This is a genomic window from Ruegeria sp. D1(2025) (assembly GCF_056536425.1).
Genome location: NZ_JBQFPO010000007.1, coordinates 79,857 through 96,682, shown reverse-complemented (window position 1 = coordinate 96,682; position 16,826 = coordinate 79,857). Strand labels below are relative to the sequence as shown.

Annotated in this window: 17 protein-coding genes; 10 read left to right on the top strand and 7 right to left on the bottom strand. The window is 57.1% G+C overall.

Annotated elements, in window-relative coordinates; genetic code table 11:
- Window positions 1-267: 267 nt before the first annotated feature.
- From ACR1XU_RS16240 to ACR1XU_RS16225, 4 genes are all read left to right on the top strand, one after another.
- A complete protein-coding gene (locus tag ACR1XU_RS16240) occupies window positions 268-1,041 on the top strand; it encodes a FadR/GntR family transcriptional regulator (RefSeq protein WP_170611327.1) in 774 nt (257 codons plus the stop codon).
- A 21-nt stretch (window positions 1,042-1,062) separates the two neighbouring features.
- Window positions 1,063-1,722: a class II aldolase/adducin family protein gene (locus ACR1XU_RS16235; RefSeq protein WP_480907802.1), complete on the top strand. Its 660-nt coding sequence runs from the start codon at window positions 1,063-1,065 to the stop codon at window positions 1,720-1,722.
- On the top strand, window positions 1,719-2,345 hold the full coding sequence (locus tag ACR1XU_RS16230; protein WP_480907800.1) for a class II aldolase/adducin family protein: 627 nt from the start codon (window positions 1,719-1,721) through the stop codon (window positions 2,343-2,345). Before ACR1XU_RS16235 ends, ACR1XU_RS16230 begins: the two co-directional genes overlap by 4 nt.
- Before the next feature lie 168 nt (window positions 2,346-2,513).
- Complete coding sequence (locus tag ACR1XU_RS16225; protein ID WP_480813568.1) at window positions 2,514-3,194, top strand: GntR family transcriptional regulator; 681 nt, start codon at window positions 2,514-2,516, stop codon at window positions 3,192-3,194.
- Window positions 3,195-3,198: 4 nt separating this feature from the next.
- Here ACR1XU_RS16225 and ACR1XU_RS16220 read toward each other — a convergent pair whose 3' ends face one another.
- The 7 genes from ACR1XU_RS16220 to ACR1XU_RS16190 form a co-directional block, all read right to left on the bottom strand.
- Entirely contained in the window at window positions 3,199-4,155 is a 957-nt protein-coding gene (locus tag ACR1XU_RS16220; RefSeq protein ID WP_480907798.1) for a dipeptide ABC transporter ATP-binding protein, read from the bottom strand.
- The gene (locus ACR1XU_RS16215) at window positions 4,152-5,129 is read right to left on the bottom strand and encodes an ABC transporter ATP-binding protein (protein ID WP_480907796.1); all 978 of its coding nucleotides are present in this window, start codon (window positions 5,127-5,129) and stop codon (window positions 4,152-4,154) included. Before ACR1XU_RS16215 ends, ACR1XU_RS16220 begins: the two co-directional genes overlap by 4 nt.
- Before the next feature lie 4 nt (window positions 5,130-5,133).
- The gene (locus ACR1XU_RS16210; protein ID WP_170807558.1) at window positions 5,134-6,036 is read right to left on the bottom strand and encodes an ABC transporter permease subunit; all 903 of its coding nucleotides are present in this window, start codon (window positions 6,034-6,036) and stop codon (window positions 5,134-5,136) included.
- On the bottom strand, window positions 6,036-7,043 hold the full coding sequence (locus tag ACR1XU_RS16205; protein WP_170807557.1) for an ABC transporter permease subunit: 1,008 nt from the start codon (window positions 7,041-7,043) through the stop codon (window positions 6,036-6,038). Before ACR1XU_RS16205 ends, ACR1XU_RS16210 begins: the two co-directional genes overlap by 1 nt.
- The gene (locus tag ACR1XU_RS16200) at window positions 7,043-8,137 is read right to left on the bottom strand and encodes a M24 family metallopeptidase (RefSeq protein ID WP_170807556.1); all 1,095 of its coding nucleotides are present in this window, start codon (window positions 8,135-8,137) and stop codon (window positions 7,043-7,045) included. The genes ACR1XU_RS16205 and ACR1XU_RS16200 overlap by 1 nt, the downstream gene beginning before the upstream one ends.
- Window positions 8,138-8,207: 70 nt before the next feature.
- A complete protein-coding gene (locus ACR1XU_RS16195) occupies window positions 8,208-9,791 on the bottom strand; it encodes an ABC transporter substrate-binding protein (protein WP_480813573.1) in 1,584 nt (527 codons plus the stop codon).
- Window positions 9,792-10,078: 287 nt separating this feature from the next.
- Entirely contained in the window at window positions 10,079-10,696 is a 618-nt protein-coding gene (locus ACR1XU_RS16190; RefSeq protein ID WP_170611340.1) for a TetR/AcrR family transcriptional regulator, read from the bottom strand.
- Between the two features lie 206 nt (window positions 10,697-10,902).
- On the opposite strand from ACR1XU_RS16190, the gene ACR1XU_RS16185 reads away from it, so the two are divergent.
- From ACR1XU_RS16185 to ACR1XU_RS16160, 6 genes are all read left to right on the top strand, one after another.
- Complete coding sequence (locus tag ACR1XU_RS16185) at window positions 10,903-11,832, top strand: AEC family transporter (RefSeq protein ID WP_480907793.1); 930 nt, start codon at window positions 10,903-10,905, stop codon at window positions 11,830-11,832.
- Window positions 11,833-11,935: 103 nt separating this feature from the next.
- Window positions 11,936-12,769 (top strand): S-formylglutathione hydrolase, encoded by an 834-nt coding sequence (gene fghA, locus ACR1XU_RS16180; RefSeq protein WP_480907791.1) that lies wholly within the window; start codon window positions 11,936-11,938, stop codon window positions 12,767-12,769.
- Between the two features lie 3 nt (window positions 12,770-12,772).
- Entirely contained in the window at window positions 12,773-14,230 is a 1,458-nt protein-coding gene (gene sthA, locus ACR1XU_RS16175; protein WP_480915636.1) for a Si-specific NAD(P)(+) transhydrogenase, read from the top strand.
- Complete coding sequence (locus ACR1XU_RS16170; RefSeq protein WP_170807551.1) at window positions 14,227-14,682, top strand: YaiI/YqxD family protein; 456 nt, start codon at window positions 14,227-14,229, stop codon at window positions 14,680-14,682. The genes sthA and ACR1XU_RS16170 overlap by 4 nt, the downstream gene beginning before the upstream one ends.
- A 201-nt stretch (window positions 14,683-14,883) precedes the next feature.
- Complete coding sequence (locus tag ACR1XU_RS16165; protein WP_170681241.1) at window positions 14,884-16,008, top strand: ABC transporter permease; 1,125 nt, start codon at window positions 14,884-14,886, stop codon at window positions 16,006-16,008.
- A gap of 1 nt (window position 16,009) precedes the next feature.
- Complete coding sequence (locus tag ACR1XU_RS16160; protein ID WP_170611352.1) at window positions 16,010-16,825, top strand: ATP-binding cassette domain-containing protein; 816 nt, start codon at window positions 16,010-16,012, stop codon at window positions 16,823-16,825.
- Window position 16,826 lies beyond the last annotated feature (1 nt).

Genomic DNA, 16,826 nt, shown 5'->3' with positions numbered 1-16,826 from the left:
ATATGAGGTAAATATTGTTGACCACTTTATTCAGTCAACAATTTTATTTACCTCTTGGCGCCACATTCTCCGTTTTCGAGCTCAGGCGATTATTCGCTTTCGAAAGGCCGAAATTGATCAAGAAAATCTATTTTATAATTTTTACAAAGATATACGCTGCTCACACCCATCCGTATTTTTGGGTATTTTTCCTTGCATTACAGACCTTCAGTGGTAAATTTTAAAGACAACTGGATTTTTGTGATTTCCGGCAAGCGAGGAAAAGAATTGAGCACCAGCGGGCCTTTTGAACCTGTCGGCCACGAATCAATCGCCGACGCGGTGGTCGAACAAATCGAGACGATGATCGTCGACGGCATCCTCAAGGAAGGGCGCAGATTACCATCGGAACGGGACCTTGCAGAAGCGATGGGCGTATCGCGCCCAAAACTGCGGGAGGCGTTGCAAACTCTGGAGCAACAGGGGCTGGTAACTGTCCGTCACGGCGAAGGGACATTTATCGCGCCTCTGACCGGACGGGCTATGTCACCCGCACTGCTGTCGCTTTACGCCCGTCATGGCGGCGCATTTTATGACTATCTTGAATACCGACGCGAACAGGAAGCCTTTGCCAGCCGGCTTGCGGCGCAGCGCGCGACACAATCCGACAAGGAGCGCATCTCGGACATTATCGCGGAAATGCAGAAAGCCTGGGAGGAAGATGATACCGACGCCAGCCAGGAAGCCGATTTTCGCCTGCACACCGCCGTGGTCGACGCCAGCCAGAACACGACCCTTATTCATATGATGGCCTCGATCTACGATCTGACGCGCCAGGGCGTATTCTACAATCGAAGGTTTTTGCGCACGATGGACGGGACCGGAGAAGTGCTGTTGCAACAGCACAAGGACATTGCGCAGGCTATTCTGGATGGCGACCCGGACAGGGCCGAGGCCGCCGCGCGAAACCATATGGACTTTGTGGAAACGTCGTTTCGGACAGGGCAGGAACAACAGGCCCGGGAAATCAGGGCCGCTAAGCGCCGTCAGTTTTCCAACTGAGCCTGCCTGTGGAGAGCGGATATGGTTGAATTCGAGCAGCAACGCCAATCGGTAATCAAAACCTGTTTGCACCTAGCCGGTGAAGGGTATCTTGCGGGCACCGGCGGCAATGCCTCCTTGCGTCTGAGTGATGAACTATTTGCAATCACACCGTCCGCTACGGAATATCCGTCGCTGACACCGGAAGACATCGCGGTGCTGAGGCTGGATACTTTGGAACAAGTGGATGGAACCAAACCGGCCTCCATTGAAAAAGCGATGCACGCGCAATTGCACCATGCATTCCCCGGCCGCCGAGCCTGCATTCACACGCATCAACCAGTGGCAAGTGCCGTTGCACTGCTGCATCAGCGACTTGAGTGGCCAGAAGGCACGGAAACAGATCTGCACGGGGATCACGTCGGGCTAGCGGAATACCAGTTCTCCGGCACCAAAGAACTGGTCAACACCTTGAAACAGGCTTTGCGCCCGAATGTGTTCTGTTACCTACTTGCCAGCCATGGTGTCATCGCTGCGGCCTCATCTCTGGAAAAAGGCGCGGAACTGGTGGCTGCGATCGAATTTGCCGCCGCGCAATACCTTGCTGCTTTGATCCGGAACTCCAATGAATTGCCTGAGATGACTCGTCAGTTGGTATCTGAAACGCTGAGCATGGTCCACGAACAAGGGCTCACGTCATGACCCGCAATGTGGACGTCGAACATCAATTGCAGTTGGCTGCGTCTCGGTTGGCGGGCAAAGGCTTGCTGCAATCCGGCGATATAATGTCGATGCGGGTACCTGACGAGAATGCGACGGTCAGCGTACATACCGATGGCTCGATCAGCCGCAGCAAAATCGAAGCATCCGGAAACACTCATGCGCGTATCTACGCGGCGCGTTCAGATATCGGCGCGGTGTTGCAGTTCGATCTGATCTGGACCCGCGCCATGCATGAAATGCGCGCCACAATGCCCTCAGTTTTCGATGAACAGATGATCCGATTGGGACGCTCTGTTCCCTGTCTCGGCATCTCAAGCGACGATGACCTTCTGATCCCTGCTATCGCAGGACAAAACAACGCCTTTGTCTGCAACGATACTACGTTTTGCTTCGGAACAGGCCTTGAAAGGTTGTTGCTGAACGCCGAGTTGCTGGAAAAATGCGCTAAAGCCTTTGTACTGGCGCGCGCCTCGGGCCAACCGGTGCACGAGATCCCCATCGCCGAGCAAGACATGGCCGCAGGCCGCCTAAAAAAGGAAGAAGACGCCACAGCCGCGCGGCACAGGCAAGGGCTCTACTCCATTCTAACCAAGGGTTACTGACCCACCGGCAAAGGTGAAGAGATCGATTGCATCGTTTGCGGCCATCTAATCGCCGACCTCCTGAGGCCAACATTTTGTTACCTGAAACACCTGGCCGTAAAACCTCTTTGAAATTCAGCGCCCATTTTGTATTTTGGATACAAAATCACCCAAGTTCGAGATCAAGCAATGCCCCAAACGCGCGCAATTCCAAGACAAAGCCTACCAGATGTCATCACCAACGATCTGCGCGAAAGAATTCTGAGCGGTGAAATGACCGAGGGTGAAACAATCAGGCAGGAAGCGCTGGCGGAAGAGTACGACGTATCCCGCATGCCCATTCGCGAAGCACTGAAACGGCTCGACGCCGAAGGGCTGGTACAGTTGACCAACAACCGGGGCGCGTCCGTCACAAGGCATTCGCTGTCCGAGATTGGTGAAATTTTCGACCTGCGCGTTTTGATGGAGGTCGATTTGTTCAAGCGCGCAATTCCACATATGACCGACGCTGATTTTTCAAAATGCGAAAAACTGCTGGATGAGATGGAAAAGTCATATGACGCCTATGATGTCGGGCGGTGGGGCAATCTGAATTATCAATATCACATGGCCCTTTACGCCGCCGCGGGGCGTGCGCTGACGAACGAAATCCTGCAACGGGTCAATCGTCAGTCAGACCGATATGTCCGGCTGCATCTGAGCGTCATGGAGCAGCGCGAGCCCGCCAAAAAGGACCATCAGAAACTGTTAACTCTGGCACGCGAAGGTCGCGCAGACGAAGCATGCGATCTGCTGACCAGACATATTCAGCGCACCAAGGATCAGCTATTGGAAATGGTCGTGGCCAGACGTGCAGCCGAAGACCGCTGACAGATCAGGACAAAGGATAAAGACAGGCGACCTGATGGTCAGTACCGCGCAGACCCGGTGGAGCCGCTCGGCACTGGTCAGTTGCCAGCCAGCATCGCTGGGCAAATGCGCAACCTTTTGGAACGTTCATCGGTGACGGCAGTTCCCCCTCCAGCTTGATCCTTTCCTTGCGGGCATCCGGGTCGGCCCGGGGTGTCGTGGACAACAGCGCCTTGGAATAGGGATGACGCGGGGCGGCGAACAGCTGCTCTTTGGGGGCTTTTTCGACCGCACGGCCCAGATACATGACAATCACGTCATCAGCAAAATGCCTGACAACCGAAAGGTCGTGAGAAATGAACAGGTAAGCCAGGTTCAGCCTCTCCTGCAAATCCACCAGAAGGTTCAGGATTTGCGACTGAATGGAAACGTCCAGTGCCGAAACCGGTTCATCCAGCACCAGAACCTTGGGGTTCAGCATCAATGCGCGGGCAATGGCGATCCGCTGACGCTGACCACCCGAGAACATGTGAGGATAACGATCATAGTGCTCTGGTCGCAGGCCAACCATCTCGATCATTTTCCGCGCGCTGGCTTCGCGATCCGCAGCGGACATATCGGGCCGGTTGATGATCAATGGCTCCTGAAGGATCTGACCGATCCTCTGGCGCGGATTCAAGGAGCCGTATGGATCCTGAAACACGATCTGCACCGTTTCGCGCATTTGCGCCCATTTCGACGGTGTTATGTCGATCCCATCAATTGTCAGACTTCCCGAAGTCGGCTCTTCGATCATCGTTACCAGCCGGGCCAGAGTTGATTTGCCGCATCCCGATTCGCCGACAACGGCCAGTGTTTTTCCGGGTTTCAGATCAAAATCGACCCCAGACAAGGCTTTGACCGTTGCCGGTCTGGACAACAGCCCGCCCTTGACGGTGTAGAAACGCGCAAGCGCGGTCGCCCGTACGATAGGTGCAGTCATGCGATTTCTCCGGCTGCAATCTTTTCGACATGATGGCATCTCGCCTTGCCGAATGCGTCACTATGCGGTGTCGGGGGTGTCTGGACACAGGTGTCGTCGGCGAAACGGCAACGCGGACCGAAAAGGCAACCCTTGGGCCGGTCGAACTGCCCCGGCACCACGCCGGGAATTGTTGGCAGCGTTTTGGACGTCGCCCGTTCAGGCAGAGCGCTCAGCAAAGCCGAAGTATAGGGGTGGCGCGGCGTGCGGAACAGATCGCCCACCGGCTGTTCCTCGACCTTCTGCCCGGCATATTGAACCTGAACCCGCTCGGCGGTTTCTGCCACCACACCCATGTCGTGGGTGATCAGGACCAGCCCCATGTCCTGCTCGTCCCGCAACCGGACCAGCAGATCGAGGATCTGCGCCTGAATGGTCACGTCCAGCGCCGTGGTCGGCTCATCCGCAATCAGAAGCTTGGGCTTACAAGCGATGGCCATCGCGATCATGACACGCTGATTCATACCACCGGACATCTGGTGCGGAAACGTGTTCAGACGGCTGGCCGGAGCGGGAATACCCACCTGATCGAACAGTTCGATCGCGCGTTCGTGCCGTTCCTTGCGATTCAGTCCAAGATGGATGCGCAGCGCTTCTTTGATCTGGAAGCCGACCGTGAAACAAGGATTCAGCGATGACATTGGCTCCTGAAAGATCATCGCCATATCCTTGCCGATGATCTTGCGCCGTTCGCGGGCCGAAATACCGACAAGATCGCGCCCTTCAAAGCTCATCTCATCAGCCGTGATTGTCGCTGTCCACGGCAACAGGCCCATCAGCGCCAGCATCGACACCGATTTGCCAGAACCGCTTTCACCCACGATGGCCAGCAACTCGCCCTTGTTGACCGACAGGTCGACACCGTCGACGGCACGGAACTTGCCCGAGGCGGTAGCGAATTCCACTGTCAGATTGCGGATCTGCAAAAGGCTCATGCGATCAGCTCCGTTTCAGTTTCGGGTCCAGCGCGTCGCGCAGCCCATCGCCCATCAGGTTGATGGCAAGTACCGTGATCAGGATGGCCAGACCCGGAAAAGTTACCACCCACCAAGCGCGCAGAATGAATTCGCGCGCTTCGGCAAGCATGGTGCCCCATTCCGGTGTTGGCGGCTGTGCACCCATGCCCAGAAAGCCAAGAGCGGCCGCATCCAGAATGGCCGTTGAAAACGACAGCGCTGCCTGCACGATGATCGGTGCAAGGCAATTGGGCAGCACCGTGATGAACATCAGCCGCGCTTTGCCGGCACCGGCCACCCGGGCGGAAGTGACATAGTCTTTCTGGCGTTCTGCCAAAACCGAAGCCCGGGTCAGACGCACGTAATGCGGCTGGAACACGATGGCGATAGCGATCATGGCATTGGTTAGTGACGGCCCGAGGATGGCAACCAGAACCAGAGCCAACAGCAATGACGGGAAGGCAAGAATGATGTCCATCACCCGCATGATCAGAGTGTCCACCCATTTCGGTGCGAACCCTGACAGCAATCCGATCATCACCCCGCCCGACACTGCGACACAGACCACGACAATCCCCACAAAGAAGGAATAACGTGACCCCATGATTAACCGTGACAGCATATCCCGGCCGAGTGGATCTGTACCCAACGGGAAAGCCCAGCTGCCGCCCTCTTGCCAGAAGGGAGGTTGCAGGATGTGTTCGCGGAATTGCTCGGTCGGGTCATAGGGGGCCAACAGGGGCGCGAACGCTGCACAAAAGACAAAGACGGCAAAGACCCACAAACCGATTACCGCGCCTCGGTTCTCGCTAAAATAATACCAGAACTCACGCAGTGCGCTGGGGCGGCTTTCGGATTTGGGTTGGGTTGCGGAAAGCTCGGCCATCACCGCCTCCGGATCTTGGGGTTGATGATGCCGTAAAGGACATCGACCAGCAGGTTCACAAGCATCACGATCACCGCAATCATCAGCAGACCGCCCTGCACCACCGGATAGTCACGGCGGAAAATGCTGTCGACCATCCACTTGCCGATGCCCGGCCAGCTAAAGATCGTCTCGGTCAGGATCGCACCGGCCAACAAAGTGCCGACGGACAGACCGATCACCGTAACCACCGGAATCAGCGCGTTGCGCAATGCGTGCAACCCGTTGATCCGAGCCGGAGACAGACCCTTGGCACGAGCCGTTCGGATATAGTCTTCGCCCAGAACTTCCAGCATCGCGGAACGTGTCTGCCGGGCAATCACCGCCAGGGGGATCGTACCCAGAACGATGGTCGGCAGGATCAGGTGTCGCACGGCCGATCCGAACGCACCCGACTGACCGGACAACAGACTGTCGATCAGCATGAAGCCCGTGACACTTGGGAAGTAATACAGCAGATCAATCCGCCCCGAGACCGGTGTCCAGCCCAGATTGCCTGAAAAAACGATGATCAGCAGCAGCGCCCACCAGAAGATGGGCATTGAATAACCCACCAGAGCCGAGGACATCAGTGCCCGGTCAAAGAACTTGCCCCGGTTTACCGCCGCAATAACGCCCGCCGGCAGCCCAAGGACAACTGCAAATACCATCGCGCAGAGCGACAATTCCAGAGTTGCGGGGAACAGGGCAAAGAACTCATCCCAGACTGGTTTTTTGGTGACAAAGCTTTCGCCCAGATCGCCTTGAAGAACGCCGGTTAGATAGTCCCAGTACTGCTGCAGCACCGGTTTGTCGAAGCCCAGCTTCTCGACCATTTCCTGATAGCGTTCCTCGGTCATGCCGCGTTCACCTGCCATGACAATGATGGGATCGCCCGGAAGAACCCGGATGAACATGAAGGAAATCAGCGTCACACCCAGAAAGGTTGGGATGAACATACCCAGACGGGTGAGAAAATAGCCAAACATCAGCGACCTATGATTCTGAGATCCTTGGGAAAGCTGGTCAATGACCGGCAACCGTCATCCGTCACCAGTACGTCATCTTCAATGCGCACACCGAAATTGTCCAGTTCATAAAGCCCCGGCTCATTGGTCCACACCATGCCAGCACGGATCACCTGATCGTTGCCGCGCATGATATAGGGGGCCTCGTGCACATCGCGACCCAGCCCGTGGCCTGTCTTTGTGCGGATACGGTCGGCAAATGGCGAAGCCTCAAGCACGCCTATTACCGCGTCATCTATGTCATGAGCGGTCACGCCTGGACGGCACATTTCGAAACCCTTCAGATTTGCACGCAGCACAGTGTCATAAACCTCCCTGCCCTCGTCCGAGACCTCACCCACAAAAAAAGTACGTGTGATATCCGCTGCGAAGCCGCGCTTGCGGGCCCCGAAGTCGAACAGCAGCGCATCTCCTGACTGTATCTTGTAATCCGCACGCGCCTTGCCATGCGGACGGGCCGAATTATCCCCGGCTGCCACGATTGGGTTGAATGCCAGCGACTCTGCCCCTTCGGCGAACAATGCCTGTATCAGCGCCTGCTCAACCTGCTTTTCGGTCTGGCCTATGCGCACATTCGCGATGACCTGCTCCAACGCGCGTTCGGAAACATCAATGGCCGCCTGCAAAGCCGCGATATCATCGTCGGTCTTGACGATCCGCAACCCTGAAATCTCACGCTCGCCATCCACGATCTTCAGATTCGGCATTGCGCGGGTCAGCGCTTTGGACACAAACACCCGCATGACCTGACCTTCCACCGCCACGGACGACAGCGGCATGTGATCGGCCAGCGCCGCAAAAGCACCATCATAACCGGTCTGATCGAACCAGTCGTACACAGCGCCATTAAATCCGACCAGTTCCCACGAACCAAGTTCAAGGTTGGGTACGATAGCCGCCGGTTCACCGTTTGCGGGGATCACAACCAGAAAGGGGCGTTCGTGACTCATGAAGGCCTTGCCCAGCGCGCGGGTGAAATTCGGGCCGGGCACCAGCGCCACGGCATCAACTGACATATCGCGTGCCAGTTGGCTGTATTCGGACAAATCCGGCATTCCGGCCAGTCTCCAATAGCAAGAAAGCCAGAGCCGCCAAATCGGGCGGCTCTGACAAGTGAGTGGTGGTTTATTCTACGCTCACACCATAGAAGATGTGGCCGCCCAGCGGGTGCACCTTGTAACCCTGCACCTTGTTGCTCATCGGCATGTAGACAACCGAATGTGCGATGGTTGCCCACGGCGCCTGATCCTTGAAGACCACCTGCGCGTCTTCGTACAGTTTGGTACGCTCGGCCTGATCAGTGCTTTGCTTGGCTTTCTGGATCAGTTCTTCGAAAGGCTCGTGGCACCATTGTGCGCGGTTGGACGCTTCGCGACCGTCACAGCCCAGCAGCACGGCCAGGAAATTGTCCGGATCGCCATTGTCACCTGTCCAACCCAGCAGAACCGCGCCATCCCGGTTCAGCTCTTTCGAGCGCGACAGGTACTCGCCCCATTCGTAGGACACGATTTCGACGTCCACACCGACCTTGGAAAAGTCTTCTTGGATCAGCTCGGCCATACGACGTGCATTCGGGTTGTAGGGACGCTGCACAGGCATCGCCCAGACCTTCATCGACAGATCAGACACGCCTTCAGCTTCCAGCATCGCCTTGGCCGCTTCCGGGTCATAGGCGTCGTCTTCGATGGCATCGTTATAGCCCCACATGGTTGGCGGGATCGGGTTCTTGGCCGCCTGGCCCGAGCCCTGGAAGACCACGTCGATGATCGCCTGCTTGTCGATCGCCATGTTCAGCGCCTTGCGCACCTTCGGATTGTCGAACGGCGCCATGGTGGTGTTGTAGGCCAGATAACCAACGTTCAGACCTTCCTGCTCCATCATGTTGATGTCGGCGTCATCCTTCATCGCCTGAATATCGGCAGGGTTCGGATACGGCATCACGTGGCATTCGCCCGCTTTCAGTTTCTGATAGCGTACCGACGCGTCCGGAGTGATTGCGAAAATCAGGTTTTCAACCTGCGCCGGATCTTTCCAGTAATCGGCATTCTGAGCATAACGGATCACCGCGTCCTTCTGATAGGCCACGAACGAGAACGGTCCGGTGCCGATGGGCGCTGTGTTCAGCTTTTCAGGTGTCCCGGCCGCCATCATCGCGTCCGCATATTCCGCCGACAGGATCGAGGCGAAATCCATCGCCATGTTGGCCACAAACGGCGCTTCAGGCTTGGAGAGTGTAAATTTCACCGTGTAGTCGTCGATCTTTTCCACCGACTCAACCAGATCCGGCATACCCATACCCTGGAAATACTCCCAGGTGCCGCCCGAGACCTGATTATAGGGGTGGCTTTCGTCTTTCTGGCGCATGAACGAGAAAATCACGTCATCCGCGTTGAAATCACGGGTCGGGGTGAACTCGTCATTGGAATGGAATTTCACGCCCTGACGCAGTTTGAATGTATAAACCAGACCATCATCGCTGGCCTCGACACTTTCGGCCAGACCGGGGATCACATTTGTCGTGCCGGTTTCAAACTCGAGCAGTCGGTTATAGATCGGGTGCGAAGAGGCATCAAAGGTCGTCCCGGCCGTGAACAGCGCCGGGTCGAACCCCTCAGGTGATCCCTCAGAGCAATAGACCAGAGTGTTTGCCTGCGCCACGGCACCCGTCAGGGCAATCGCCGTGGTTGCGGCCAGCAATTTGAGTTTCATGATTTTCTCCCAGAAATGGACTTCTCAAGACAATCGCAGGGCTCATTGTCGTCAGAGCATTCAGTGACAGCACAGGTCGATGCGATCTATCTCAGCAATGTATCCAAAATACAATATCCATTGTCAACTGGCGGGCTGCTGCAATCTTGGTTTTCGGGAAACGCCTTTCAGTTATCCCTATCGAGGAGTCCAATGTCTTTGCGCGACATCAAATGCAGTCTCTGTGAAACAGATAGCGGAATATACCTCCGCGTCGGCATCAGAATCTTTGTGAAACTGTGTGTAAGTCAGGCCCCGTAGCGCGCCATGAACATGTCAACGGCCTGCTGCGCGACTTCATCGATCTCGGCCCGGGTGAAGCTTTTCTGAAAACCAAAAATCGCCCGGGTCCAGATCCGCACCTTGCACAGCTCCGAAAATTGTTCGGCGGCGATAAGGACATCGTCGATGGCCAATTCTCCCTTGGACACCGCCTTCTCAAGATACTCCGCCAACTGGCACTGACCATTTCGGGGACCCGCATCATAAAACGCCCGAACCAGCTCAGGGAACCTGTCACGTTCAGCAACACAGATCCGAAACATTTGCTGGGCAATATCCGAAACCAGAAATTCCGTCAGTTGTGTTGCTGCGATAGTCAGCACTTCCCTTGCCGGTTTGCTGTCGTCCACCATCGCAACCACACGATCAGCCATGCGGGTACATTCGGTTTGGGCGACCTCCATGAACAGCAGCCTTTTGTCCGGAAAGTAGCTGTACAAAGTCGCCTTCGACACCCCGGCCACCCGAGCTATGTCGTCGACACTTGCACCCTCGAACCCATCCGCCAAAAAAACCTCTCGGGCGCCGCGCAGAACCTGATCGAATTTCCGGCCTGTGCGCAGAATTGTGGCGGCTTGGGTCATGTCTTCTCCTGAGGTGGTGCCTGACCTGAATTTATAAACCGTTCAGTTCAGATACAACGATTCTCGTATTTCCAAGCGGTTCAAACCGGCAATTGCAACGAACCGAGTGCCATTTCCCCGCCAAAAGAACAACAAGCCCTTCCGAAAATCCGATCTTTATATGCCGAAGGCTTGCGACGCGGAAAATCCGTGCTACCAGTCTGCCCATGGTCGATATTTTCCTGCGCACGCTGCCCTTCTTCGCGATCATCGGCCTGGGATACTGGGCCGGGCGCAGTCGGTTTTTTTCCGAGGAAGCGACCGCATATCTAACCAAGTTCGTTTTCTACTTCGCGCTGTCGGCCATGTTGTTCCGATTTGCGGCCACATTGCCCTTTGCCGAGATTTTCAACGGACGGCTGGTACTGGGATATCTGATTGGCACTGTCACGGTTTACTTGCTGGCCACGTTTGTGGCGTGGCTGCGTGGTCTGGATGTTCCGACCGCCGCGGTCGAGGCGCAATGCGCAGCCATCGGAAATGTGGGCTTTCTGGGTTTACCTATGCTGGCGATGCTGTTCGGGCAGGCCGCGATCGGCCCTGTCATGCTGGTCCTGACGGTCGACCTTGTGGTGTTTTCGTCGCTGATCGTAATCCTGATCAATGGCGGACGGGACGGTGCGCTGAAACCCGCAACCCTTCGACTGATCGGCATGGGTCTTCTGAAAAACCCGATGATCGTGTCGATCTCTGCCGGTTTGGTATGGTCAGCCCTGCAGGTCCCCGTGCCTGCGCCGTTGAATGACTTCCTGACAATCCTCGGAGGTGCGGCAACACCGGGTGCACTGTTTGCCATCGGCGCATCTTTGGCGGGCAAATCGGCTGAACGCGTGCAAATCGCCGCCTGGCTGAGCATTTGCAAACTGATTGCGCATCCGATCTGCGTGGCCATTGCCCTGATCTGGTTGATCCCTGTCGCCGCCTTCCCCGCTTCGGTTGCAATCGCCGCTGCCGCCCTTCCTGTTGCAGGCAACGTGTATATGCTGGCAGCCCATTATGGGGTCGCACCACATCGGGCCTCGGCCGCGATTTTGTTGTCGACGATTACCAGCATCCTGACGATACCGCTTGTCATTGCCTGGGTGGGCACTCTCTGATCGTCACCTTTTCGAAAAATACTCTCGCCGAAGGCACCTGCACTTTACGGCAGGGCCTGTGACCGTTAGCCATGGGTCGAACCCAATACGAGGACAATACCTGATGGAAACCCTTTCCGAGAATGCCTGTTTCGGCGGCGTACAGGGCGTTTATCGCCATGCCTCAGCCGCGTGCAAATGTGACATGACCTTTGGGCTGTTTTTGCCAGCCGAGGCCAAGGACGGCCCGGTTCCTGTCCTGTGGTATCTGTCTGGCCTGACCTGCACCCACGAAAACGCCATGACCAAGGCCGGTGCGCAGGCCTGGGCCGCGGAACAGGGCATTGCCGTGGTATTTCCTGACACATCACCCCGGGGCGAAGGCGTCGCAGATCACGAAGACTATGATCTGGGCCAAGGCGCGGGTTTCTACGTGAACGCAACCCAGACCCCATGGGCACCGCATTTCAACATGTGGGACTACGTTGCCGAGGAACTACCCGCCCTGCTGGTTGAAAACTTCGCCATCGACAGTGATCGGCAAGCCATCACCGGTCACTCCATGGGCGGGCATGGCGCGTTGACGCTGGCGATGAATCTGCCCGGCCGGTTCCGGTCGGTTTCGGCTTTTGCACCGATCTCCAACCCGACTGGCGCAGATTGGGGCCGCAAGCAGCTTGGCGCTTATCTGGGCGATGATGAAGCGGTTTGGGCCAAACATGATGCGTCCTTGCTGATGAAGGAAAAGGGCTTTGACGGCCCAATCTTGATCGATACCGGAACCGATGATCAGTTCATCGATCTTCTACGCCCGGAAACGCTGGCGCAGGCCATCGCCGAGCGCCGTCAACAGGCGATCTGCCGCCTGCAGCCTGGTTATGATCATTCGTATTTCTTCGTGTCCACATTCATGGAAGACCACATCACCTTCCATGCCGAGGCCCTGTACGGAGACTGAGGAATGAGCAAGTTTGACTATGACCTGATCATCATCGGGTCCGGCCCTTCGGGTCGTGCTGCGGCAATTCAGGCGGGTAAACTGCAACGCCGTGTTCTGGTGATCGACCGCAAGGACCGGTTGGGAGGTGTTTCCGTTCACACTGGAACAATCCCGTCAAAGACCTTGCGCGAAACTGTTCTGAACCTGTCCGGCTGGCGCGAGCGCAGCTTTTACGGGCGCTCCTACCGGGTCAAGGACCAGATCCGCGCCGAGGATCTGAAGGCGCGGCTGCACATGACACTGGACCACGAGGTCGATGTGCTGGAGCACCAGTTCAACCGCAATCACGTGGAGACCCTGAACGGTCTGGCGAAATTCATCGGGCCGCACGAGCTTGAAGTTGCGACCGACGCGGGTGAAACAACGCGACTGACCGCCGCAAAATTTCTGATTGCCACAGGCACCAAAACATATCGCCCCGATTACGTTCCCTTCAACGGCAGAACGGTTGTCGATGGCGACGAGTTTCTGGAGATGGCCGAAATTCCACGTTCACTCTGCGTGATCGGCGCCGGGGTGATCGGTGTGGAATACGCCACCATGTTTTCGGCTCTGGACGTGCGTGTCACGCTGATCGAACCGCGCGAGACGTTCCTCGACTTTATCGACAATCGCCTGATTCACGACTTCACCCATCAGATTCGCGAAAACGGTGTCGATCTTCGCCTTGGTTCGGCGGTCGAAAAGATCGAGGATGCCGGCGGGCATGTCGAGATCACGCTGGACAATGGACGCCACGTCCGGGCCGAGATGCTGCTGTTTGCCGCCGGTCGCATGGGCGCGACCTCGGCCCTTAATCTGGACGCGGTCGGGCTGGCAACCGACCATCGCAACCGGATTGAAGTGGATCGGAAAACCTATCAGACCGCTGTGCCTCATATCTATGCCACCGGCGATGTGATCGGGCATCCGTCGCTGGCCTCGACCTCGTTGCAACAGGGCCGCGTCGCCGCCTGTCACGCACTCGAGACGCCCACACTGCCGGAAAGCCCCTGGTATCCTTACGGCATCTATTCTGTTCCCGAGATTTCCACCTGCGGCATGTCCGAGGAAGAGTTGCAGGAACGCGGTATTCCCTACGAAGTCGGCGTGGCCCGATTCCGAGAGACTTCGCGCGGGCATATCATGGGGCTCGAGCATGGCATGTTGAAAATGCTGTTCTCGTTGAAAACCCGCCGGGTTCTGGGGGTTCAGATCGTCGGCGAAGGTGCGACCGAACTGATCCACATCGCACAGGCGGTGCTGAACCTGAAAGGCACGGTGGACTACTTTGTTCAGAACACGTTCAACTATCCGACGCTGGCCGAGGCCTACAAGATCGCCGGTCTGGACGCGTTCAACCGGATGCCCATCCCCGAAGAGTTCAAGGTCCGTAAGAAATCTACTGAACCCTCCAAGAAAGAGGCAACAAAGGCGTGACGACCCTTTACGTCGATGGCGATGCCTGCCCCGTAAAGGCTGAGGCTGAACGAGTGGCCACGCGGCACAAGGTGCCCATGGCGCTGGTGTCGAACGGCGGACTTCGTCCATCGGCGAACCCCTTGGTGCAGATCGTCATCGTCGCCGAAGGGGCCGACGAGGCAGACAAGTGGATCGCCGAACGGTGCGGGCCGGGGGATGTGGTGATCACTTCAGACATTCCTTTGGCTGCGAAATGCGTTGAAGCAGGCGCACGGGTTCTGCGCCCCAATGGCGAAGCGCTCACTGCCGCCAATATCGGGCAGCAACTTGCCATGCGGGACCTGATGGCGGATCTGCGGGCCGCCAATCCCCTGGGTTCGGGAGGCGGCGGAAAACCGTTTGGAAAAGCGGACCGGTCGCGGTTTCTGGACGCGCTGGAACGTGAGTTGCGTGCAGCACTCAGGAGTTAGTGCCCTTGCTGGGTGCGGCCACGTTGCAAACGCGCTTCTCTCTGTGGTGTCAGGCGGCACGACGTGCCGGATTTGGGCGGACCGGCTGCGTGACACAATGGAATCCCAAACTGTCACTCTGACGCAATTGCGCCGCGCGAAAACCGGAAGACCCTGCACATTGCCGTTGCAGCGACCGCGCAATTACAATCACATACGCCCATGACTCTGCCAACGATCACATCAGAGCAAAACGGCGACGGCCTGCGCATATCAGTGGCCGGTGATCTGGTGACTCAGTCGTTGGAACACATCGAGCGCGCCTTTGCCGCGATGCCCCCGTCAGGCAAAGACGTGACCTTGGACCTGTCAGCCGTTGACTCTCTGGATACCGGCGGCGCATGGCTGGTGGCCGATCTCGCGCGCCGATACAAGGCTGCGGGGGCTGAAACGCAGTTTTTGGGCGCTTCTCCCGCTCATTCCGCGCTGATCGATACCGTATCCCGAAACATGCCGGAAAAGTCCAGCACGGTGGAGGGGCGCCGCAGCTTTGTCGACTGGGTCGGTCATCTGGGCGAGAAAACCGTTGGCGCAGGAAGAGATGCCCTGTCGATTCTGGAATTCACGGGGCTGACTTTGCACCGCCTGACCCGGACACTGGTGAAACCATGGCGCCTGCGCCGCGCGGCGTTGGTCACCCATATGGAGGAGACCGGCTTCAAAGCCCTGCCAATTGTTGGATTGATGGGTTTCCTGATCGGCGTGGTTCTGGCGTTTCAGGGGGCGACGCAGCTCAAACAGTTCGGCGCCGAAATTTTTGTGGTCGAACTGATCTCGATCTCGGTTCTGCGGGAACTGGGCATCCTGCTGACGGCCATCATCGTTGCGGGTCGGTCCGGCTCGGCCTTTACCGCGTCTATCGGGTCAATGAAGGTACAGGAAGAAATCGACGCCATGCGCACGTTGGGCCTGGATCCGATCGAGGTACTGGTGGTGCCGCGTGTGCTGGCGCTGTTGATCATGTTGCCGATCCTCGGCTTCGTCGCCGACATGGCCGGCCTGATCGGCGGCGCATTGATGAGCTGGATCGACCTTGGTGTCAGTCCGGGGATGTTCCTGACGCGCCTGAAGGAAAATACAGGTGTATGGCAACTGGCGGTCGGACTGATCAAGGCCCCGTTTTTCGCCTTTGTGATCGGCATCATTTCCTGCTGGCAGGCAATGCAGGTGAAAGGATCAGCCCAAAGCGTGGGTCAGAGAACAACCGCGTCCGTCGTGCAGTCCATTTTCTTGGTGATCGCCATCGACGCCCTGTTTTCGATCTTTTTCTCCGAGATCGGGGTCTGACATGGACGGTACGGCCCCTCAGAAATCCCAACAGACGAATACGCAGCGCGAAGCGGTAATCCGAGTGCGCGGATTGAGAAACCAGTTCGGACCGCAGGTTGTGCATGACGGCCTGGATCTTGATGTTTGGCGCGGTGAGGTACTGGGCATCGTCGGTGGTTCGGGCACCGGGAAATCGGTGCTGTTGCGAACCATTGTGGGGCTGAACAGACCCGCCGCTGGTAGTATCGAGGTTCTGGGTGTCGATGTACTGAACGCGCCCGATGAAGAACGTCAACGGATCGAAAAACGCTGGGGGGTGGCCTTTCAGGATGGGGCTTTGTTTTCGTCGCTCAGCGTGCTGCAGAATGTCATGGCCCCGCTGCGTGAACACACCGGGATCAGCGAAAAGCTGATGGAAGCACTGGGAAGCCTGAAGATAAGTCTTGTCGGGTTGCCACAACTGAGCTGCGGCAAGTTTCCGTCCGAGTTATCAGGCGGTATGCGCAAACGCGCGGCCTTGGCACGGGCTCTGGCACTGGACCCCGAGATCGTGTTTCTGGATGAGCCGACCGCCGGGCTGGACCCGATCGGGGCTGCTGCCTATGACGATTTGATCGGTGAATTGCAGCAGGCGCTTGGGCTGACGGTCTTCATGGTAACGCATGATCTGGACAGCCTTTATGCGATTTGCGACCGCATTGCCGTGCTTGCAGAAAAACGCGTGCTGGTTGAAGGTCCGATTGAGGATATGGTCAAAGTAGATCATCCTTGGGTGCAGGAGTATTTCACAGGCCCCCGTGCGCGCGCAGCGCAACAGAAGGGGCAGGACAGGTAGA